Raw genomic sequence first — 21,299 nt, forward strand, 5'->3', positions numbered from 1 at the left:
GCGCACATGAGTCAGACCGTCACGGATTTCGAGGTCCACGACATCCGTTTTCCGACCTCGGAACAACTGGACGGCTCGGACGCCATGAACCCCGATCCCGACTATTCGGCCGCCTACGTCGTACTGCGTACCGAACCCCTGCACGACGGCGCGGTCTTCGAGGGACATGGCTTCTGCTTCACCATCGGGCGGGGCAACGAGGTGATGGCCGCCGCCATCGAGGCGCTGCGGCCGTATGTGGTCGGACGTCCGGCGCCGCGCACCGCGGCCGATCTTGCGGCACTGCACCGCGAGCTCACCCACGACTCCCAACTGCGCTGGCTCGGCCCCGAGAAGGGCGTGATGCACATGGCGGCCGGCGCGGTCGTCAACGCGGCCTGGGACCTCGCGGCGAAGCAGGCGGGCCGGCCCGTCTGGCAGTTCCTGGCCGAGATGACGCCCGAGGAGCTCGTCTCCCTCGTCGACTTCCGCTACCTCACCGACGCGCTCACCCCCGATGAGGCCCTCGCGATCCTGCGCGCCGCCGAACCGGGCCGCGCCGAGCGGGCCGAGCGGCTGCGCGCCGAGGGCTACCCGGCGTACACCACCTCCCCCGGCTGGCTGGGATACACCGACGAGAAGCTGGTCAGGCTGGCGAAGGAGGCCGTCGCCGACGGCTTCACCCAGATCAAGCTGAAGGTCGGCGGCGACCTCGGCGACGACGTCCGCAGGCTCGCCCTGGCCCGCGAGGCCGTCGGGCCCGACGTCCGGATCGCGGTCGACGCCAACCAGCGCTGGGACGTGGCCGACGCGGTGGAGTGGATGACCGCGCTCGCGCCGTACGAGCCGCACTGGATCGAGGAGCCGACCAGCCCCGACGACGTCCTCGGCCACGCCGCCGTCCGTGCCGGGCAGCCGGTCAAGGTCGCCACCGGCGAACACGTCGCCAACCGGGTCGTGTTCAAGCAGCTGCTGCAGGCCGGGGCCGTCGACTTCGTCCAGATCGACGCGGCACGTGTCGCCGGCGTCAACGAGAATCTGGCGATCCTGCTGCTCGCCGCGAAGTACGGCGTGCCGGTCTGCCCGCACGCGGGCGGTGTCGGGCTGTGCGAGCTGGTCCAGCACCTCTCGATGTTCGACTATGTGGCGGTCTCAGGAAGTTGGGAGAACCGTGTGATCGAGTACGTCGACCATCTCCACGAACATTTCGCCGACCCCACCGTGATCGAGTCGGGCCGCTACGCCGCCCCGAGTTCCCCGGGCTTCTCCGCCCGGATGCTCCCCGAGTCGATCGCCGCACACCGCTATCCGGAGGGCCCCGTATGGCAGGCCCGCCGCACCACCGAGGAGGCTGCCCGATGACCGGCACAAGCGACTTCGAGGGAATGAACGCCCTGGTGACGGGCGGTGCCTCCGGCATCGGCGCCGCCGTCGCGACCATGCTGCTGGCGCGTGGCGCGCGGGTGGCCGTACTCGACCGGGAGACCGCGGGCGCCCCCGAGGGCGTGCTGGCCGTCACGGCGGACGTCACCGACGACGACGCCGTGCGCGAGGCGGTCGACCGGGCCGCCGCCGAACTCGGCGGCCTGCACACGCTCGTGTCCAACGCGGGCATCGGTTCCATCGGCACGGTCGAGGACAACGCCGACGAGGAGTGGACCCGGGTCCTGGACATCAACGTCCTCGGCATGGTCCGCACCGCCCGGCACGCCCTGCCCCATCTGCGCAGGGCGGCGGCCGACCGCCCCGGCGCCGTCTCCATCACCCAGACCTGCTCGATCGCCGCGACCGCCGGGCTGCCGCAGCGTGCCCTGTACAGCGCGAGCAAGGGCGCGGTCCTCTCGCTGACCCTCGCGATGGCCGCCGACCACGTCCGCGAGGGCGTCCGGGTCAACTGCGTCAACCCGGGCACGGCGGACACCCCGTGGATCGGGCGGCTGCTGGGCCAGGCCGACGATCCGGCCGCCGAGCGCGCGGCGCTCGACGCCCGCCAGCCGCTGGGACGGCTGGTCTCCGCCGACGAGGTGGCCGCCGCGATCGTCTATCTCGCCAGTCCCGCCGCCGCCTCGGTCACCGGCACGGCACTGGCCGTCGACGGCGGCATGCAGGGGCTGCGCCTGCGCCCCGCCCAGAGCTGATCAGGGGCGCGCGGCCCCGGGCCTGTCCGGCCCTGATCCGCCGGACGGGCCCGAGCCGCGTCACCGGGCCGCGCCCCCGGCACCACGCACCGCCGCTTTGCCCACAGAGCTCCGAGCCGGTACTCCACGAAGGACGGGACACCAATGAGAGTGCGCACGACGAGTGCGGCAGCCTGCGCCGTACTGCTGGCCGTCACTGCCCTCGCGGGCTGCAACCGCGAATCCACCGCCGACGGCGCGGGCGGCGGAAAGGTCGGGATCGACCTGCCGCGCAGCGACAGCGACTTCTGGAACTCGTACCAGAACTACGTGGAGAAGGGGGTCGAGGCGGGCGAGGTCAAGGCGCTGCCGCTGACCAACTCCCAGAACGACATCGGCAAGCTGGTCGCCAACGTCCAGACCTTCACCGACCAGGGCGCCAAGGCCGTCGTGATGGCGCCCCAGGACACCGGTGCGATAGCCGAGTCGCTCAACACGCTGAACGAGAAGAAGATCCCGGTCGTCAGCGTCGACACCCGCCCCGACAAGGGCGACATCTACATGGTGGTGCGGGCCGACAACAAGGCGTACGGGGCCAACGCCTGCAAGTACCTCGGCGAGCAGCTGAAGGGCAAGGGCAAGGTCGTCGAGTTCCAGGGCGACCTGTCGTCGATCAACGGCCGGGACCGGTCCGAGGCGTTCAAGGCCTGCATGGACAAGGACTTCCCCGGCATCAAGGTCTTCGAGCTGGCCACCGACTGGAAGGGCGACGTCGCCTCCGCCAAGCTCCAGGCCACCCTGGCCGCCAACCCCGACATCAACGGCATCTACATGCAGGCCGGCGGGGTCTTCCTGCAGCCCACCCTCGCGCTCCTGGAGCAGAAGAAGCTGCTGAAGCCGGCCGGTACGCCGGGCCACATCACGATCATCTCCAACGACGGCATCCCGGAGGAGTTCGACGCCATCAAGGCCGGGAAGATCGACGCCACGATCTCCCAGCCCGCCGACCTGTACGCGAAGTACGCGCTGTACTACGCCAAGGCGGCGCTGGACGGGAAGACCTTCAAGGTGGGCCCGACCGACCACGACTCGAACATCATCAAGATCCCGAACGGTCTGGAGGATCAGCTTCCGGCGCCGCTGGTGACCAAGGACAACGTCGACGACCCGAAGCTGTGGGCCAACCAGCTGGAGAAGAAGAGCTAGCCATGGACCAGGCACCACCACCCGCCGTACAGGCGGAAGGCGTTGTCAAACGCTTCGGGCCCACCGTGGCGCTCGACGGGGTCCGGCTCACCGTGCGGCCCGGTGAGTCCCACGCCCTCGTCGGCCGCAACGGCGCGGGCAAGTCGACGCTGGTCGGCGTCCTGACCGGGCTCCACAAGGCGGACGCGGGCACGGTCACGTTCGGCGGGGAGCCCGCGCCCGCCTTCGGGGACACCGCGGCCTGGCAGTCGAAGGTCGCCTGCGTCTACCAGAAGTCCATGGTCGTCCCCGATCTGACCGTCGCCGAGAACCTCTTCCTCAACCGGTTCGACGAAAACTCCCGCTGGATCAGCTGGGGGAGGCTCCGCAGGCGCGCGGAGCGGCTCCTGGCCGACTACGGCGTCCGGGTCGACCCCGGCACCAGGGCGCGCGATCTCGCCGTCGAGCAGCGGCAGTTCGTCGAGATCGCGCGGGCGCTGTCGTTCGGCGCCCGGCTGATCATCCTGGACGAGCCGACCGCCCAGCTCGACGCCCGCGGCATCGGGCGGCTCTTCGACAAGCTCAGGGAGCTGCAGAGCCAGGGAGTGGCGTTCCTCTTCATCTCCCACCATCTGCAGGAGGTGTACGAACTGTGCACGGCGGTCACCGTCTACCGCGACGCCCGCCATGTACTGACCGCCCCGGTCGCCGACATCGCCAAGGCGGAACTGGTGGCGGCGATGACCGGCGAGCAGTCCGCCGGCGCCACCGCCTGGCACGCGGGCGCCGACGGCGCGTCGGTACGGGACGAGTCGGCCGCGCCCGTCCTGCGTACCGAAGGGCTCACCCTGGAAGGCCAGTTCGAGCCACTCGACCTGGAGGTCCGTCCCGGTGAGGTGCTCGGCCTGGCCGGCTCCGCGGCCAGCGGCAACACGGCCCTGGGCGAGGTCCTGGCGGGCATGCGCAAGGCGGGCGGCGGCACGGTCCGGGTGCACGGCAGGGCCGTGCGCTCGGGCAGCGTGCCGCACGCGCTGGACGCCGGGATCGGCTACATCCCCGAGGACCGGCACGACCAGGGCCTCGTACTGGACCGCAGCGTCGCCGAGAACGCCACCCTCACGGTCACCGACCAGCTCGGCCCCTGGGGGACCGTACTTCCCTCCCGCACGAGGGAGTTCGCACGGTCGATGATCGCCTCGCTGGACATCAAGACACAGGGGCCCGAGCAGCCCGTCGCCGGGCTCTCCGGCGGCAACCAGCAGAAGGTGGTGGTCGCCCGCGCGCTGGCCCGCAGGCCCAGCGTGCTGGTGGCGGTCCGTCCCACCGCGGGTGTGGACATCAAGTCCAAGGACTCGCTGCTCGGGGTCGTACGGCGGGTGGCCGACGAGGGCGACGCCGCAGTGATCATCTCGGACGAACTGGACGATCTGCGGGTCTGCGACCGGGTGCTCGCCCTGTTCCACGGGCGCGTGGTCGCCACGTTCGCAAGCGGGTGGACCGACGGGGAACTCGTCGCCGCCATGGAAGGTGTGGGGGAAAGGGAATGACCGGCACGGTACGGCCCCCGGCGGCCGACGGCATCGACGGAGGGCTGAAGGGCTCCCTTACGGGCGAGAGCCCGCTGGACCGGCTGAAGCTGATCCGGTGGAGCGACTTCTCCCTGGTACCGGTGATCCTGGTGCTGATGGTGATCGGGTTCATCGTCTCGCCGGTGTTCCTGACCTCCGAGAACCTGATCAGCGTCGTCCAGCAGTCCTCGGAGCTCAGTCTGCTGGTCCTGGGCCAGGCACTGATCCTGATCTGCGGACGGATGGACCTGTCGCTGGAGTCGACGATCGGCATCGCACCGGTCGTCGCGATGTGGCTCGTCCTGCCCGCCGAGGGCGGCCGCTTCGCGGGCCTGGGCCTGCTGCCCACCTGGTCGGCGATCCCGCTCTGTCTGCTGGTGGGCCTCGCCATCGGGGCGGTCAACGGCTTCCTGATGCTGAAGCTGCGGGTCAACGGCTTCATCGCCACGCTCGGCATGCTCACCATGCTGCGCGGCCTCCACATCGGCATCACCGAGGGCAAGTCCATCACCGACGTCCCGGAGTCCTTCCGCTACCTCGGCAAGAGCGAGTGGCTCGGCGCACCGGCCGCCGTCTGGATCTGCCTGGCCCTGTTCGCCGTCGGCGGCGCAGCGCTGGCCTGGCTGCGGCACGGCCGCTCGCTGTACGCCATCGGCGGCAATCCGGAGGCCGCGCGCGCGGCGGGCATCCGAGTGGACCGGGTCACCTGGACCGTGCTCGCCATCGGCGGTCTGCTGGCGGCCTTCGCGGGCATCCTCTACACCGGCCACTACGGATCGGTCGCCGCGACCCAGGGCAACGGCTGGATCTTCCAGGTGTTCGCCGCGGCGGTGATCGGCGGCATCAGCCTCAAGGGCGGACGCGGCACCCTGTTCGGCGCGCTGACCGGTGTACTGACGCTCCAGCTGGTGGTCAATGTGATGACCCTCGGCGGTGTCCCGGCGCTCTGGAACCAGTTCCTCAACGGCGCGATCATCATCGTCGCCCTGGTCATCTCCCGCTTCGCGAGCGGAGAGAAGCAGGACTGAACGGGTCGGGTCCCGCCGCCGGCGTGCGAGCCGCGCGGTCCGGGGCGGAGTCCGGCAACGGGGAAGGGGCGGGCGGGGATTTCCCCGCCCGCCCCTTCCCCGTGACCGCGCTAAAGCGTCGACCGCAGCCACTGCTCCACGCTCGCCACATGCACCGTCGCCCAGGCCCGTGCCGCCTCCGCGTCCCGGTCGCGCAGCGCCGAGACGATCGCCCGGTGCTCGTGGAGCGTGCGGGTCACCGCGTCCTCCTGCGTCAGACCGCGCCAGATCCGCGCCCGCGTCGTCGGCCCCGAGAGTCCGTCGAGCAGCGAGCAGAGCACCGAATTCCCGGACGACTGCACGATGCCGCGGTGGAACTCCAGATCGCTGGCGACCAGCTCCTCCACCGATGGCTGCGCGCCGAGGGCGTCCAACTGGGAGCTGAGCACGTCCAGTTGGGCCTCGCTGATCCGGGTGGCCGCCATCGCCGTCGCGGCCGGTTCCAGGATCCGGCGGACGGCGAGGAATTCGAGCACCGTGTCGTCGCGGTGGAAGTCCACCACGAAGCTCAGCGCTTCCAGCAGCAGCTGCGGATCGAGGCTGGTCACATAGGTGCCGTCGCCCTGCCGCACATCGAGAATGCGGATCAGCGACAGGGCGCGCACCGCCTCCCTCAGGGAGTTGCGGGAGAGTCCCAGCTCCGCCGCGAGTTCGCTCTCCTTGGGGAGCCGGTCGCCGGGTCGTAGCGCACCCGAGACGATCATTCCCTTGATCTTCTCGATCGCCTCGTCGGTGACAGCCATGACGGTCCTCCTGGATCCGGACTGGAATCAGACATCCGATGTCTCTCCTCATTATGCGGGTCGGGGGAGCCGCATGAGCCAGGTCTGCCGCAGGTCGGGTCGTCCCGGGCAGGCGCCGGCCGGGCGATCATCGGGGCCGCCCGGTCAGTCCCAGAGTGCCGACGGCGCCTCACGCCGTACCACCGGGGCGATGTCCTCGGCGAACCGCTGCAGCGTCTCGATCTGCTCGGGGCGGCTCAGTCCGAAGCCGTCCACGGTGATCGACTGGAGGTCGTGCCCGTACACCTCGTGCCAGCCGAGGATCTTGTCGATGATCTGCTGCGGGCTGCCGATCAGCTGGGGCCCGTCCGCGATGGCCTCCTCGATGGTCCGGAACGGCGTGTTGTAGCCGGCCCGGCCTTCCAGATGCGGCCGGAAGGACTGTGCCACCTTCGCCTCGTACAGCTCCTTGTAGCGCTCCACCGCCTGCTGCGAACCGTCGGCGATCAGCAGCCCGCCGGATCCCGCCGCCACGTGCGCACGGGCCGGATCGTGTCCGTACGCCTCGAAACGCTCCCGGTAGTGGTCGACCAGCCGGGCATAGGCCGCACGGGGCTGGATGGCATTGGCCGTGAACAGCGGATCGCCGTGGAGCGCGGCCAGTTCGGGGGAGTTGAGGCTGGTGGCCGAGCCGTGCCAGATCCGCGGCGCCCCGGCGTACGGGCGGGGCAGGGTCGTCGTGTTCTTCAGCGCGGGCCGGAACTCGCCCTCCCAGTCGACGCCCTCCTCGGTCCAGAGCCTTCGCAGCAGCTCGTACTTCTCCTTCTGGAGGTCCCACTGCCGCTCCTCGTCGAGCCCGAACAGGTCGAAGTGACCCGCCTCCGCGCCCTTTCCGACGACCAGTTCGACGCGGCCCCTGGAAATCTGGTCGAGCGTCGCGAAGTCCTCGGCCACCCGCACCGGATCGAGGATCGCGACGACCGTGACACCGGTCAGCAGGCGGATGACGGACGTGCGGGCCGCCAGCGCGCCGAGCACCACGCTCGGGCTCGACGAGAGGTACGGACCGGCGTGCCGCTCGCCGATCGAGTACGCGTCGAAGCCGAGCCGCTCCGCGACGACCCCGGTTTCGATCACTTCCTCGAACCGGTCGGCGGGGGAGGGGAGTCGGTGGTCGAGCGGGTGCGGGGCATGGCCGATGAGGGAGAGCACGGAAAACTTCATGGCTCAACTGTCCCCGCGCCGTATTGCACCCGTATGGCAGCCGTATGGCGCGTTCACCGCACGGCGAGCCGCCGGACACATGCGGACAGGGCGGCTCCAGCGCTGGAACCGCCCCGTCCGCGTGTCCGGCCCCGTCAGTCCCGGTCGCCCAGCACGGCCTCGACACCGGCCCGGATCTCGTCCGTCGCCAGGCCCCGGATCGTCAGCGTCGTCCGGCGGCGCAGCACGTCGTCCGCCGTCTCGGCCCACTCGTGGTCACGCGCGTAGGCGACCTGCGCCCAGATCTCCGGCGCGTCCGGGTGGATGCGTTCCGCCAGCGCCGGGTTCTCGTTCGCCAGCCGTGCGATGTCGAAGGAGAGCGAGCCGTAGTGCGTGGCGAGGTGCCGCGCCGTGTCGGCAGCCATCCGCGGGCCCGGCGTACCGCCGTCGATCAGCAGCCGGTGCGCCACCGCGTTCGGGTTGGCGATGCCGGGCAGCGGGAGCTTCTTCGGCAGGTGCGACATCGGCTCCATGTCGTCCGCCAGGGGGTGCCCGGGGAGCGCGGCCAGCTTGTTCATCACCGTACGGCCGATGTGGCGGAAGGTCGTCCACTTGCCGCCCGCGACCGACAGCATGCCGCCGCGCCCCTCCGTCACGACCGTCTCGCGCTTGGCCTTGGACGTGTCGCCGGGACCGCCCGGCAGCACCCGCAGGCCCGCGAAGGAATAGGTGATCAGATCGCGCGACAGCTGCTGGTCCCTGACGGAGAAGGCGGCCTCGTCCAGGATCTGTGCGGTGTCCTTCTCGGTGACCGCGACGTCCGCCGGATCGCCCTCGTACTCCTCGTCCGTCGTGCCGAGCAGCAGCATGTCCTCCCAGGGCAGGGCGAACGTGATGCGGTACTTGTCGATCGGGGTGGCCAGCGCGGCCCTCCACGGGCTGGTGCGCTTCAGCACCAGGTGCGCGCCCTTGGACAGACGGATCGAGGGCGCCGCGTTCGGGTCCTCCATCGCGCGCAGATGATCCACCCACGGACCGGTGGCGTTCAGCACGAGCCGGGCGTCGACGCCGAACTCCGTGCCGTCCGTGCGGTCCTCCAGGTCGGCGCCCGTCACCCGGCCCTTGGTGAAGCGCAGCCCGGTCACCGCCGCGTGGTTGAGGACGACCGCGCCCGCGTCGACGGCCGCGCGGACCGTCATCAGCGCCATCCGGGCGTCGTTCATCTGGTCGTCGCCGTACACCGCGACGGCCTTCAGATTGTCCGTGCGCAGCTCCGGCACATCGCGCTGCGCCTTCGCCGGGCTGATCACGTGCCCGACCCCGTCACCGAACGCGGAGAGTGCCGAGTACGCGAACACACCCGCACCGAGCTTGGCCGCGCCGTGCGGTCCGCCCTTGTAGACCGGCAGGTAGAAGGTGAGCGGGTTGGCCAGGTGGGGAGCCACCTGACGGGACACCGCACGGCGCTCGAAGTGGTTCTCCGCGACCAGCTTCACCGCACCGGTCTGCAGGTAGCGCAGACCGCCGTGGAGCAGCTTGGAGGAGGCGGAGGAGGTGGCGCCGGCGAAGTCGCCGGCGTCCACCAGGGCCACCCGCAGCCCGGACTGCGCGGCGTGCCAGGCGGTGGAGATGCCCAGGATGCCGCCACCGATCACCAGGAGGTCGTACGCCGCCTTGGACAGCTGCTCCCGAGTCTCGGCGCGGCTCGGAAGGGAGCCGGAGGCCGGGTGTGTCCCGAGTGCCGGGACGCTCTGCAGGGTGGTCATGGTGATTACTCCTCGTCTTCGAGCCAGCCCATGGTCCGTTCCACGGCCTTGAGCCAGCTCTTGTACTCGCGGTCGCGGGTGTCCGCGGCCATGCGGGGTGTCCACTCGGCGGCCCGGCGCCAGTTGGCGCGCAGCGCGTCGGTGTCCGGCCAGAAGCCGACGGCCAGACCGGCGGCGTAGGCGGCGCCGAGGCAGGTCGTCTCGGCGACCATGGGCCGCACCACGGGTGCGTCCAGGAAGTCGGCGAGCGTCTGCATCAGCAAGTTGTTGGAGGTCATGCCGCCGTCGACCTTGAGGGCGGCGAGCTCGACACCGGAGTCCTTCGTCATGGCGTCGGTGATCTCACGGGTCTGCCAGGCGGTGGCCTCCAGGACGGCACGGGCGATGTGCGCCTTGGTGACGTACCTGGTCAGACCGGCGATGACGCCGCGGGCGTCGGAGCGCCAGTAGGGGGCGAACAGACCGGAGAACGCGGGCACGAAGTACGCGCCTCCGTTGTCCTCGACCGAGGAGGCCAGCGTCTCGATCTCGGCCGCGGACTTGATCAGACCCATCTGGTCGCGCATCCACTGCACCAGCGAGCCGGTGACGGCGATGGAGCCTTCCAGCGCGTAGACCGGCTTCTGGTCGCCGATCCGGTACCCGACGGTCGTCAGCAGTCCGTTGTACGAGTTGACGGGCGTCTCGCCGGTGTTCATGAGCATGAAGGTGCCGGTGCCGTAGGTGGACTTGGCCTCGCCCTCGGAGAAGCAGGTCTGGCCGAAGAGGGCCGCCTGCTGGTCGCCGAGCGCGGAGGCGACCGGGACACCGGCCAGGACGCCGCCCTTGGCGGTGCCGTACACCTCGGCGGAGGAGCGGATCTCGGGCAGCACGGCCGCCGGGATCTCCATGGACGCGAGGATCTTGTCGTCCCAGGCCATCGAGTGCAGGTTCATCAGGAGGGTGCGCGAGGCGTTGGTGACATCGGTGACATGGACGCCGCCGTCGGTGCCGCCGGTCAGGTTCCAGATGACCCAGGAGTCCATGGTGCCGAAGAGGATGTCGCCGCGCTCGGCGCGCTCGCGCAGGCCCTCGACGTTGTCCAGCAGCCAGCGGACCTTGGGGCCCGCGAAGTACGAGGCGAGCGGCAGACCGGTCTCGCGGCGGAAGCGGTCCTGGCCCACGTTGCGGCCGAGCTCCTTGCAGAGCGCGTCGGTGCGGGTGTCCTGCCAGACCAGGGCGTTGTGGACGGGCTCACCGGTGTTCTTGTCCCAGAGCAGCGTGGTCTCGCGCTGGTTGGTGATGCCGATCGCCTTCACGTCGGCGGCGGTGATGCCCGCCTTGACGACGGCGCCGGCGACGACTTCCTGGACGTTCTCCCAGATCTCGGTCGCGTCGTGTTCGACCCAGCCCGGCTTGGGGAAGATCTGTTCGTGCTCCTTCTGGTCGACGGAGACGATCCGGCCGTCCTTGTCGAAGACGATGCAGCGGCTGGAGGTGGTGCCCTGGTCGATGGCCGCGATGAACGGGCCGGTGGTGTGTGCGTCGGTCACGGTGTGCTCCCGGAAGTCTGTGTGGTCTGGAGGGTCACGGCTCTGTGCGTCACGGCTCAGGCGAAGGCGACGTTGTAGAGCCCGCCCGCGATCGCGCCGCCGATGAGCGGTCCGGCGACCGGGATCCAGGCATAGCCCCAGTCGGAACCGCCCTTGTTCGGCAGCGGCAGCAGCGCGTGCACGATACGCGGGCCGAGGTCGCGAACCGGGTTGATCGCGTAACCCGTCGGGCCGCCGAGCGAGAGACCGATACCGACGACGACAAGAGCGGTGACCAAGGCGCCGAGCGTGCCGAGGCCGTTCCCGTCGTTGTTGAGGCCCTGGGTGAGGATCGCCAGGACGAGCACGACGGTGGCGATGACCTCGGTGGCGAGGTTCTGCACGGCGTTGCGGATCTCGGGACCGGTGGAGAAGACGCCCAGGACCGGGCCGGCCTTCGGGGCGGAGGCCTGGTCGACCATGGCCTCTTCACCCGGCTGGGCGCCCGTGATCTCCGGATCCGTGAGATGCGCCCGGAACTGCCCGTAGTACGTCAGCCAGACCAGCACCGCGCCGATCATCGCGCCGAGCAGCTGGGAGCCGAGGTACAGCGGTACGTCGCTCCACTTGGTGCCGCCCTCGATCGCGAGAGCGATCGTGACCGCCGGGTTGAGATGCGCGCCGGAAACGCCACCGGCCAGATACGCGCCGGTCAGCACGGCGAAACCCCACCCGAAGGTGATGGCGAGCCAGCCGGCGTTCTGCGCCTTGGAGCGCTTGAGAGTGACGGCGGCACAGACACCACCGCCGAGCAGGATGAGTACGGCGGTACCTATGGTCTCGCCGATGAAGATGTCGGAGCTGGACACCCGCGACTCCTTTGTCCTTCGTCCAGGGAAGCCGAACCCCGGGTCCCTCCGGTGGTCCGCGCCCTCACGTGAGGGCGTTTTCCGGCCCTTGGCGCTGTCACACCCTAACGCGGATTTCCGTTAGCTGTTCGACAATGCCGACCGATGAACGGCAGTGTTTCTCCCAGGTGAATCAGGCGTCAAGGGTTGTGTGGCCTATAACTCGATTAACTCGATCGCCACCGCCGGCCGCGGCGGTCAGAAGGGCCGGGCGCCCAGGTCCCTGGAGACGGCGCGGGCGCAGTCGCGCACCGCGGCGATCAGCTCGGGGCGCAGCTTCCCGTCCGCGCAGACCCGCTCCACCGCCCCGGTCACGGCGACGGCGCCGACCGGCATCCGGCGCCGGTCGTGGATCGGGGCGGCCACCGCGGCCACGCCCTCCCAGGTCTCCTCCACGTCGGCCGCCCAGCCGCGCGCCCGGATCAGGTCGAGCATCGCCTCGAACTCCTCCGCGTCGGTGACGGTGTGCGGGGTGAAGGGCTGCCGCTCGGCCTCCAGGGCCTCGGTGTGCGCCACCGGGTCGTACGCCGCGAGCACCTTGCCCAGGGCCGTGGAGTGCAGTGGCTGCATGGCCCCGACCTCCAGGACCTGCCGGCTGTCGTCGGGCCGGAAGACGTGGTGGACGATGAGCACGCCCTGCTGGTGCAGGACTCCGAGGTGGGCGCTCTCGCCGCTGGAGCGGGCCAGGTCGTCCGTCCAGACGAGCGCGCGGGCCCGCAGCTCGTGGACGTCCAGGTAGCTGTTGCCCAGCCGCAGCAGCTCGGCACCCAGCTGATAGCGGCCGGACGCCGTGTCCTGCTCGACGAAGCCCTCGTGCTGGAGCGTGCGCAGGATGCCGTGCGCGGTGCCCTTGGCCAGGCCCAGTGAGGAGGCGATGTCGGACAGTCCCAGCCGACGCTCGCCACCTGCCAGCAGGCGCAGCATCGCCGCCGCCCGTTCCAGCGACTGGATGTTCTTGGCCATCGCGCCGTACTCCTCCACCTCGGTTCGACAATGCTGAACACTATCGGTCGATGCCGACCCATGCTCGATCACACAGGAAAACCGCGGGCACCACTCGATTCGGACATCCCCCCGCACAGCATGCCGTCCGTTCCGTGGGACGGAGTGACGGCCCCGGGTGCCGCCCGGCTAGGCTGGCCTGGTGCGCCTTCCACCGAAGCCGCAAAGCCGACAGCCGTCGCATCCCAGGGAGTACATCCATGGCCTCGTTGCCGACCCCTTCCGCCGACAGCCGGAACCGAGCCGAAGCCCTCCGTGAGGCACTCGCCACCCGGGTGGTGGTGGCCGACGGTGCCATGGGCACCATGCTCCAGGCACAGGACCCGACCCTCGAGGACTTCCAGAACCTCGAAGGCTGCAACGAGATTCTGAACATCACCCGCCCGGACATCGTGCGCTCCGTGCACGAGGAGTACTTCGCCGTCGGAGTGGACTGCGTCGAGACGAACACCTTCGGGGCCAACGCCTCGGCCCTGGGCGAGTACGACATTCCCGAGCGGATCCACGAGCTCTCCGAGTCGGGCGCGCGCATCGCCCGCGAGGTGGCGGACGCGTTCACCGCGTCGACCGGGCAGCAGCGCTGGGTGCTCGGCTCCATGGGTCCGGGTACGAAGCTGCCCACGCTGGGGCACGCCCCCTACACCGTGCTGCGGGACGGCTTTCAGCAGAACGCCGAGGGGCTGATCGCCGGCGGCGCGGACGCGCTCATCATCGAGACGACGCAGGACCTGCTGCAGACCAAGGCCGCCGTACTGGGCGCGCGGCGCGCCCTGGAGGCGATGGGCAGCGACCTCCTGGTGCTGTGCTCGCTGGCGTTCGAGACCACCGGAACGATGCTGCTCGGCTCCGAGATCGGGGCCGCGCTGACCGCGCTGGAACCGCTCGGCGTCGACATGATCGGCCTGAACTGCTCGACCGGCCCCGCCGAGATGAGCGAGCACCTGCGCTACCTCACGCGCCACTCCCGTATCCCGCTGCTCTGCATGCCGAATGCCGGACTGCCGGTGCTCACCAAGGACGGGGCGCACTTCCCGCTCGGTCCCGAGGGGCTCGCCGACGCCCAGGAGACGTTCGTCCGGGAGTACGGCCTCTCGCTGGTCGGCGGCTGCTGCGGTACGACCCCCGAGCATCTGCGTCAGCTCGTCGAGCGTGTCCGCGGCTCCGAGCTCACCTCCCGCGCGCCCCGTCCCGAACCGGGCGCCGCCTCCCTGTACCAGACCGTCCCGTTCCGCCAGGACACCTCCTACCTGGCGATCGGCGAGCGTACGAACGCCAACGGATCGAAGAAGTTCCGCGAGGCGATGCTGGAGGCCCGCTGGGACGACTGCGTGGAGATGGCGCGCGACCAGATCCGCGAGGGCGCGCACATGCTCGACCTCTGCGTGGACTATGTCGGCCGGGACGGCGTCGCCGACATGGAGGAGCTGGCCGGACGTTTCGCCACCGCCTCCACCCTGCCGATCGTGCTGGACTCCACCGAACTGCCGGTCCTCCGCGCCGGCCTGGAGAAGCTCGGCGGCCGGGCCGTTCTCAACTCCGTCAACTACGAGGACGGGGACGGCCCCGAGTCACGGTTCGCCAAGGTCACCGCGCTGGCCGTCGAGCACGGCGCCGCGCTGATCGCCCTGACCATCGACGAGGAGGGCCAGGCCCGTACCGTCGAGCACAAGGTCGCCGTCGCCGAGCGGCTCATCGCGGACCTGACCGGCAACTGGGGCATCCACGAGTCGGACATCCTCATCGACACCCTGACCTTCACGATCTGCACCGGCCAGGAGGAATCCCGGGGCGACGGCATGGCCACCATCGGGGCCATCCGCGAGCTGAAGAAGCGCCACCCCGACGTCCAGACCACGCTCGGCCTGTCCAACATCTCCTTCGGCCTCAACCCGGCCGCCCGGGTCGTCCTGAACTCCGTCTTCCTCGACGAGTGCGTCAAGGCCGGCCTCGACTCCGCGATCGTGCACGCCTCCAAGATCCTTCCGATCGCGCGCCTCGACGAGGAGCAGGTGAAGGTCGCGCTCGACCTCATCCACGACCGCCGCGCCGAGGGCTACGACCCCCTCCAGAGGCTGATGGAGCTGTTCGAGGGCGTCAGCACGAAGTCGATGAAGGCCGGCAAGGCCGAGGAACTCCTCGCCCTGCCGCTCGACGAGCGCCTCCAGCGGCGCATCATCGACGGCGAGAAGAACGGCCTGGAGGCCGACCTCGACGAGGCCCTGCGGTCCCGCCCCGCCCTCGACATCGTCAACGACACCCTCCTGGAGGGCATGAAGGTCGTCGGCGAACTCTTCGGCTCCGGTCAGATGCAGCTGCCGTTCGTGCTCCAGTCCGCCGAGGTCATGAAGACCGCGGTGGCCTATCTGGAGCCCCACATGGAGAAGTCCGACGCCGAGGGCAAGGGCACGATCGTGCTGGCCACGGTCCGTGGCGACGTCCATGACATCGGCAAGAACCTCGTCGACATCATCCTGTCCAACAACGGCTTCAACGTGGTCAACCTCGGCATCAAGCAGCCCGTCTCCGCGATCCTGGACGCCGCCCAGGAGCACCGGGCCGACGTCATCGGCATGTCCGGTCTCCTGGTGAAGTCCACCGTGATCATGAAGGAGAACCTGGAGGAGCTGAACCAGCGCAAGCTGGCCGCCGAATACCCGGTGATCCTCGGCGGCGCCGCGCTCACCCGCGCCTACGTCGAGCAGGACCTCCACGAGATCTACGAGGGCGAGGTCCGCTACGCCCGTGACGCGTTCGAGGGGCTGCGTCTGATGGACGCCCTGGTCGCGGTCAAGCGCGGCGTCCCGGGCGCCACCCTGCCCGAACTCAAGCAGCGCCGCGTACCCAAGCGCGACACGGCGGTGCTGGAGGTGGAGGAGCCCGAGGAGGGCGTCCGCTCCGACGTCGCCGTCGACAACCCGGTCCCCGAGCCCCCCTTCTGGGGCACCCGGGTCGTCAAGGGCATCCAGCTCAAGGAGTACGCGTCCTGGCTGGACGAGGGCGCGCTCTTCAAGGGCCAGTGGGGCCTCAAGCAGGCCCGCGCCGGCGACGGACCGACGTACGAGGAACTGGTCGAGACCGAGGGCCGCCCGCACCTGCGCGGCTGGCTCGACAAGCTCCACACCGAGAACCTGCTGGAAGCCGCCGTCGTGTACGGCTATTTCCCCTGCGTGTCCAAGGGCGACGATCTGATCCTGCTCCACGAGGACGGCTCCGAGCGCACCCGCTTCACCTTCCCGCGCCAGCGCCGCGGTCGGCGCCTCTGCCTGGCGGACTTCTTCCGCCCCGAGGAGTCCGGGGAGACGGATGTGGTCGGCCTCCAGGTCGTCACCGTCGGCTCGAAGATCGGCGGCGAGACCGCCAAGCTCTTCGAGGCCAACTCCTACCGCGACTACCTGGAGCTGCACGGCCTGTCCGTACAGCTGGCCGAGGCGCTGGCCGAGTACTGGCACGCCCGGGTCCGCGCCGAGCTGGGCTTCGGCGGCGAGGACCCGGCCGATGTCGAGGACATGTTCGCGCTGAAGTACCGCGGCGCGCGCTTCTCCCTCGGCTACGGCGCCTGTCCCGAGCTGGAGGACCGGGCGAAGATCGCCGAGCTGCTCGGGCCCGAGCGGATCGGGGTGCATCTCTCGGAGGAGTTCCAGCTCCACCCGGAGCAGTCCACCGACGCGATCGTCATCCACCACCCCGAGGCGAAGTACTTCAACGCGCGGTAAGACCGCGTTCAACGCGCCGTAGCAGGTCAAGTCGTACAATTGTCGGTCCAGTGCAGGCCGGTCGTCCTTCCCACGGGAAAAGACGGCCGGCCTTCTCGTCCCTTACGGAAGGTGTGCCGGATGACCAGCACGGTTCCCGCGTCCATGACCCGCACGGCCGAAGGCGCCGCGCTGCAGGCCGTCCTGCTCGACATGGACGGCACCCTCGTCGATACCGAGGGCTTCTGGTGGGACGCCGAGGTGGAGGTCTTCGCCGAGCTCGGGCACCAGCTCGACGAGGCCTGGCGGGACGTGGTGGTCGGCGGGCCGATGACCCGCAGTGCCGGCTACCTCATGGACGTCACCGGTGCGGACATCACCCTCGCCGAACTCACCGTGCTGCTCAACGACCGCTTCGAGGAGCGCATCGGCCGCGGTGTGCCGCTGATGCCGGGCGCGGCACGGCTCCTGGCGGAACTGGCCCGGCACGAGATCCCCACCGCCCTGGTCTCCGCCTCGCACCGGCGGATCATCGACCGCGTGCTGGACTCGGTGGGACACCACCACTTCTCCCTCACCGTCGCCGGCGACGAGGTCTCCCGTACCAAGCCGCACCCGGAGCCCTACCTCACCGCCGCGTCCGGCTTCGGGGCGGAGCCCGAGCGCTGTGCGGTCATCGAGGACACGGCCACCGGCGTCGCGGCCGCGGAGGCCGCGGGCTGCCGGGTGGTCGCCGTCCCGTCCGTCGCACCGATCGCCCCGGCGTCCGGCCGGGTCGTCGTACGGTCGCTGGAAGAAGTCGATCTCGCATTTCTCCGGGGCCTGGTAACGGGAATGCAGTGATCCGCGCACCGAGAGTATTTCTGTGAATGAACCGAAAAGCTCTCGGCGTCGAATGGTGCGCTTTCTGTCGTACGTCGGTGTGTGAGCCGGGCGCGCGGCAGGGACGAGAAAGGGGACTGGGGCGTGAGCTTTGTCACCCGAATCGCCACCGAAGGCTTTTCAAGATCCGCCCGCGTGTCCGTTTCGTGGTGTCGAACTGTCCCGGTTGGTGGGGACCTGTGCGAAACGGCCCTGGCGAGGGAAAACGGCTCGCCGTTATCCCCATCACCGTCCGATTACACATCCGGACAGCTCTGGTCCGGCATTGCCTACGGCGCGCACTAATCTCGCTGTCTCAATGCCGGGATGAGGGAGAGCGTCCAAGATGAACCGCAAGACTCTGGTGCTGCCGGCCGTCGTCGGCCTGCTCGCGCCCGTACTCGCCGCCTGCGGCGCATCGGGCGACGGGGACGACGGCAGGGCCGCCATCGTCGTCGGCACCACGGACCAGTTCGTCGCCTCCAAGGACACCCCCGCGCCGCTCGACCCCGCCATCGGCTACGAGGCGGGGGTGTGGAACGTGCTCCGGCAGACCGTGCAGACCCTGATGCACGTGCCGCGCGGCGGCGGGCAGCCGGTCCCCGAGGCGGCGCAGAGCTGCACCTTCACGGACACGCAGAACGAGAGCTACCGCTGCAAGCTGCGCAGCGGTCTGAAGTTCGCCGACGGCAGGGCCGTCACCGCCGATGACGTGAAGTACTCCATCGACCGCGTCATCCGCATCAACGCTCCCAACGGGCCCGTCGCCCTGCTCGCCAACATCGACACGGTCGAGACACAGGGCGAGCGGGAGATCGTCTTCCATCTCCGCACCCCGGACGCGACGTTCCCGTACAAGCTCGCCACTCCGGTCGCCGGGATCGTGCCGCGGAACAAGTACGCGGCGAAGTCCGCACGTACCGGATTCCAGGTGGACGGATCCGGTCCGTACACCATGAAGCCGGAAGTCGAGCACAATCAGGTCGTCAAGGTGGTCTTCACCAGGAACCCCCACTACAAGGGGGATCTGAAGGTGCGGAACGAGAAGGTCGAGCTGGATGTCTTCCCCGATTCGACGGCCATGGGCAAGGCCTTCGACGACAAGAAGATCGACATGATGACCCGCACCATGTCGCCCGAGCAGGCCCAGCAGTTGCTCGAAAAGCCCGAGGACGGTATCAAGCTCACCGAGATTCCCGGACTCGCCATCCACTTCCTGGGCTTCAACACCGACGACCCGGCCGTGAAGAACAAGGCCGTCCGTCAGGCCATGGCCCAGGTCGTCGACCGCGGAGAGATCGCGAGCAAGGTGTACGGCGCCACGGCCGAGCCGTTGTACTCGCTGATCCCGTCCGGCATCACCGGGCACGCCAACTCGTTCTACAACAAGTACAGCGAACCCAGCCCCACGAAGGCCGCGGCGATCCTGGAGGCCGCAGGCATCGACACCCCGGTGAAGCTCACCCTCCACTACCCGTCCGACCGTGCCGGCGCCGGCAACGCCGCCGAGTTCGAAACCCTGAAGAAGCAGCTCAACGGCACCGGCCTGTTCGACGTCACCGTCCAGAGCTCCCCCTGGGCGAAGTACCGCCCCGCACAGGTGCGCGGCGACTACGCCGTGTACGGCATGGGCTGGTTCCCCGACTTCCCGGACCCCGACAACTACATCGCGCCGTTCCTCGACAAGAACAACTTCCTCAACTCGCCCTACAGGTCGACGCTCGCCCAGAAGACGCTCATTCCGCAGTCGCGGCGCGAGGCCGACCGCAGCGCCTCCGCCAAGACCTTCGAGCGGCTCCAGGACATAGTCGCCGACGACGTCCCCGTACTGCCGATCTGGCAGGGCAAGCAGTACGTCGCGTCGCGCGAAGACCTCACCGGTGTCGAATGGGCGGTCAACTCCTCCGCCGACCTCCAGCTCTGGGAGTTGGGCGACGGCACCGTCCGAACCTCCTGAGCACGGACGACGCCCCGGCCGAACCCGGCCGGGGCGTCGTCCGTGCCCCGGACCGATTCCGGGGCCGCCGCTCGGGGCCGCTCACTGGGCCCCGGGGCGCACCAGACCGCTCTCGTAGGCGTACACCGCCGCCTGCACCCGGTCGCGCAGACCGAGCTTGGTCAGCACATGGCCGACGTGCGTCTTGACCGTCGTCTCACTGACGAACAGGTCCGCGGCGATCTCCGCGTTCGACAGCCCGCGCGCCACCAGCTTCAGCACCTCGACCTCACGGTCCGTCAGCGTGTGCAGGGTGTCGGGCACCGGCTCCTCGCCGGACGGCAGATGGTCCGCATACTTGTCGAGCAGCCTGCGGGTGATGCTCGGCGCCAGCATCGCCTCACCCGCCGCGACCACGCGGATCGCCTGCACCAGCTCATTGGCGGGAGCGTCCTTCAGCAGGAAGCCGCTGGCGCCCGCGCGCAGCGCCTCCACCACGTACTCGTCGAGATCGAACGTGGTCAGCACCAGGACCTTCGCCGGACCGTCCCGGCCGGGACCGGTGATCTGACGCGTCGCCTCGACGCCGTCCATCCGCGGCATGCGGATGTCCATCAGCACCACATCGGGCTGCAGCGCGCGCACCTGGTCGAGAGCCTGGAGACCGTCACCGGCCTCTCCCACCACCGCGAGATCACCTTCCGCCTCCAGGATCATCCGGAAGCCGGTGCGCAACAGCGGTTGGTCATCGACCAGTAGGACGCGGATAGCCACAAGGTCTCCTCAAGGTCCTTCGGGGGCCACAGGCCGGCCGGCCTCGGTACGGACCGGATCCATTCTGCCCTGCACGTCCTGCTCCGACTCCGCCGGGCGTACCGACAACGGATAGACCGGGGGAGTGCCGCCGAATTCGGGACAGACCGCCTGGTGGTCGCACCAGCCGCAGAGCTTCGTCGGCCGGGGCCGCCACTCACCCGTCTCGGTCGCCAGCCGGATCGCGTCCCAGAGCGCCAGCAGCTTGCGCTCCACCCGCTCCAGGTCCGCGACGACCGGGTCGTACGTCAGGATGTCGCCGCTGCCGAGATAGACGAGCTGGAGCCGGCGCGGCACCACGCCCTTCAGCCGCCAGATCACCAGCGCGTAGAACTTCATCTGGAAGAGCGCGCCCTCCGCGTACTCCGGGCGCGGCGCTTTCCCCGTCTTGTAGTCGACGATGCGGACCTCGCCCGTGGGCGCCACGTCGATCCGGTCGATCACCCCGCGCAGCCGCAGCCCCGACTCCAGCTCCGTCTCGACGAACAGCTCGCGCTCGGCGGGTTCCAGCCGCGTCGGGTCCTCCAGCGAGAACCACCGCTCCACCAGGTTCTCCGCCTCCGAGAGCCAGCGCGCAAGACGCTCGCCCCCGGCATCCTCCGAGAACAGCTCGGACAGCTCCGGCTTCGACTCCAGCAGCCGGTCCCACTGGGCGGGGATCAGCGCCGTGGCCCGGCCGGCCGTGCGCTCCGCCGCCGGGTGGTCGAAGAGCCGCTCCAGCACCGCATGCACCAGCGTGCCCCGGGTAGCTGCTTCGCTGGGCTTCTCGGGCAGTTTGTCGATGACCCGGAAGCGGTACAGCAGAGGACATTGCATGAAATCACCGGCCCGCGACGGCGACAGCGACGTGGGCGGCTGAGCGGGCCGCGGCAGGGAGGTCATGTCGAAGACCCTACGGCCCGCCACCGACACTCGGCGGCATACCATCGACCACACACTCCCGAACACTGAACGACCGTGCCGCAGGGC

Annotated in this window: 16 protein-coding genes; 8 read left to right on the forward strand and 8 right to left on the reverse strand. The window is 69.7% G+C overall.

Features of this window, described 5'->3' with window-relative positions:
• Nucleotides 1–6: 6 nt before the first annotated feature.
• The 5 genes from ACIQCZ_RS26160 (at nt 7) to ACIQCZ_RS26180 (ending at nt 5,877) form a co-directional block, all read left to right on the forward strand.
• Nucleotides 7–1,341 carry an L-fuconate dehydratase gene (locus ACIQCZ_RS26160; protein WP_376282219.1) on the forward strand — a complete coding sequence of 445 codons (1,335 nt, stop codon included), beginning with the start codon at nt 7–9 and terminating at the stop codon, nt 1,339–1,341.
• Complete coding sequence (locus ACIQCZ_RS26165; protein WP_402285296.1) at nt 1,338–2,117, forward strand: SDR family NAD(P)-dependent oxidoreductase; 780 nt, start codon at nt 1,338–1,340, stop codon at nt 2,115–2,117. Before ACIQCZ_RS26160 ends, ACIQCZ_RS26165 begins: the two co-directional genes overlap by 4 nt.
• A gap of 144 nt (nt 2,118–2,261) precedes the next feature.
• Nucleotides 2,262–3,302, forward strand: a complete 1,041-nt coding sequence (locus ACIQCZ_RS26170; protein ID WP_391740316.1) for a sugar ABC transporter substrate-binding protein — start codon at nt 2,262–2,264, stop codon at nt 3,300–3,302.
• A gap of 2 nt (nt 3,303–3,304) precedes the next feature.
• On the forward strand, nt 3,305–4,828 hold the full coding sequence (locus ACIQCZ_RS26175) for a sugar ABC transporter ATP-binding protein (RefSeq protein ID WP_402285298.1): 1,524 nt from the start codon (nt 3,305–3,307) through the stop codon (nt 4,826–4,828).
• The gene (locus ACIQCZ_RS26180) at nt 4,825–5,877 is read left to right on the forward strand and encodes an ABC transporter permease (RefSeq protein WP_402285300.1); all 1,053 of its coding nucleotides are present in this window, start codon (nt 4,825–4,827) and stop codon (nt 5,875–5,877) included. The genes ACIQCZ_RS26175 and ACIQCZ_RS26180 overlap by 4 nt, the downstream gene beginning before the upstream one ends.
• A gap of 110 nt (nt 5,878–5,987) precedes the next feature.
• Here the strand turns inward: ACIQCZ_RS26180 and ACIQCZ_RS26185 are convergent, their stop codons facing one another.
• The 6 genes from ACIQCZ_RS26185 to ACIQCZ_RS26210 form a co-directional block, all read right to left on the reverse strand.
• Nucleotides 5,988–6,659: a FadR/GntR family transcriptional regulator gene (locus ACIQCZ_RS26185; RefSeq protein WP_351086597.1), complete on the reverse strand. Its 672-nt coding sequence runs from the start codon at nt 6,657–6,659 to the stop codon at nt 5,988–5,990.
• A gap of 144 nt (nt 6,660–6,803) precedes the next feature.
• A complete protein-coding gene (locus ACIQCZ_RS26190) occupies nt 6,804–7,862 on the reverse strand; it encodes an LLM class flavin-dependent oxidoreductase (protein WP_402285302.1) in 1,059 nt (352 codons plus the stop codon).
• A 134-nt stretch (nt 7,863–7,996) separates the two neighbouring features.
• On the reverse strand, nt 7,997–9,607 hold the full coding sequence (locus tag ACIQCZ_RS26195) for an FAD-dependent oxidoreductase (RefSeq protein WP_402285303.1): 1,611 nt from the start codon (nt 9,605–9,607) through the stop codon (nt 7,997–7,999).
• A gap of 5 nt (nt 9,608–9,612) precedes the next feature.
• Complete coding sequence (glpK, locus tag ACIQCZ_RS26200; protein ID WP_402285305.1) at nt 9,613–11,139, reverse strand: glycerol kinase GlpK; 1,527 nt, start codon at nt 11,137–11,139, stop codon at nt 9,613–9,615.
• A gap of 56 nt (nt 11,140–11,195) precedes the next feature.
• Nucleotides 11,196–11,987 (reverse strand): MIP/aquaporin family protein, encoded by a 792-nt coding sequence (locus ACIQCZ_RS26205; protein WP_402285307.1) that lies wholly within the window; start codon nt 11,985–11,987, stop codon nt 11,196–11,198.
• A gap of 237 nt (nt 11,988–12,224) precedes the next feature.
• On the reverse strand, nt 12,225–12,989 hold the full coding sequence (locus ACIQCZ_RS26210; RefSeq protein WP_351086587.1) for an IclR family transcriptional regulator: 765 nt from the start codon (nt 12,987–12,989) through the stop codon (nt 12,225–12,227).
• Nucleotides 12,990–13,228: 239 nt separating this feature from the next.
• Between ACIQCZ_RS26210 and metH the strand changes: the two genes are divergently transcribed.
• From metH to ACIQCZ_RS26225, 3 genes are all read left to right on the forward strand, one after another.
• The gene (gene metH / locus ACIQCZ_RS26215; protein ID WP_402285308.1) at nt 13,229–16,741 is read left to right on the forward strand and encodes a methionine synthase; all 3,513 of its coding nucleotides are present in this window, start codon (nt 13,229–13,231) and stop codon (nt 16,739–16,741) included.
• Nucleotides 16,742–16,861: 120 nt separating this feature from the next.
• On the forward strand, nt 16,862–17,563 hold the full coding sequence (locus ACIQCZ_RS26220; protein ID WP_351086584.1) for an HAD family phosphatase: 702 nt from the start codon (nt 16,862–16,864) through the stop codon (nt 17,561–17,563).
• A 364-nt stretch (nt 17,564–17,927) separates the two neighbouring features.
• The gene (locus ACIQCZ_RS26225) at nt 17,928–19,538 is read left to right on the forward strand and encodes an ABC transporter substrate-binding protein (RefSeq protein ID WP_402285310.1); all 1,611 of its coding nucleotides are present in this window, start codon (nt 17,928–17,930) and stop codon (nt 19,536–19,538) included.
• An 81-nt stretch (nt 19,539–19,619) separates the two neighbouring features.
• On the opposite strand, the gene ACIQCZ_RS26230 is transcribed toward ACIQCZ_RS26225, so the two are convergent.
• Together ACIQCZ_RS26230 and ACIQCZ_RS26235 are read right to left on the reverse strand one after the other, a co-directional pair.
• A complete protein-coding gene (locus ACIQCZ_RS26230; RefSeq protein WP_093541287.1) occupies nt 19,620–20,291 on the reverse strand; it encodes a response regulator transcription factor in 672 nt (223 codons plus the stop codon).
• Nucleotides 20,292–20,300: 9 nt separating this feature from the next.
• Complete coding sequence (locus ACIQCZ_RS26235; protein WP_402285646.1) at nt 20,301–21,146, reverse strand: RecB family exonuclease; 846 nt, start codon at nt 21,144–21,146, stop codon at nt 20,301–20,303.
• Nucleotides 21,147–21,299: the final 153 nt, after the last annotated feature.

The sequence above is a fragment of the Streptomyces sp. NPDC093149 genome, assembly GCF_044754145.1.
In the GTDB taxonomy this organism is placed as follows: Bacteria; Actinomycetota; Actinomycetes; order Streptomycetales; family Streptomycetaceae; genus Streptomyces.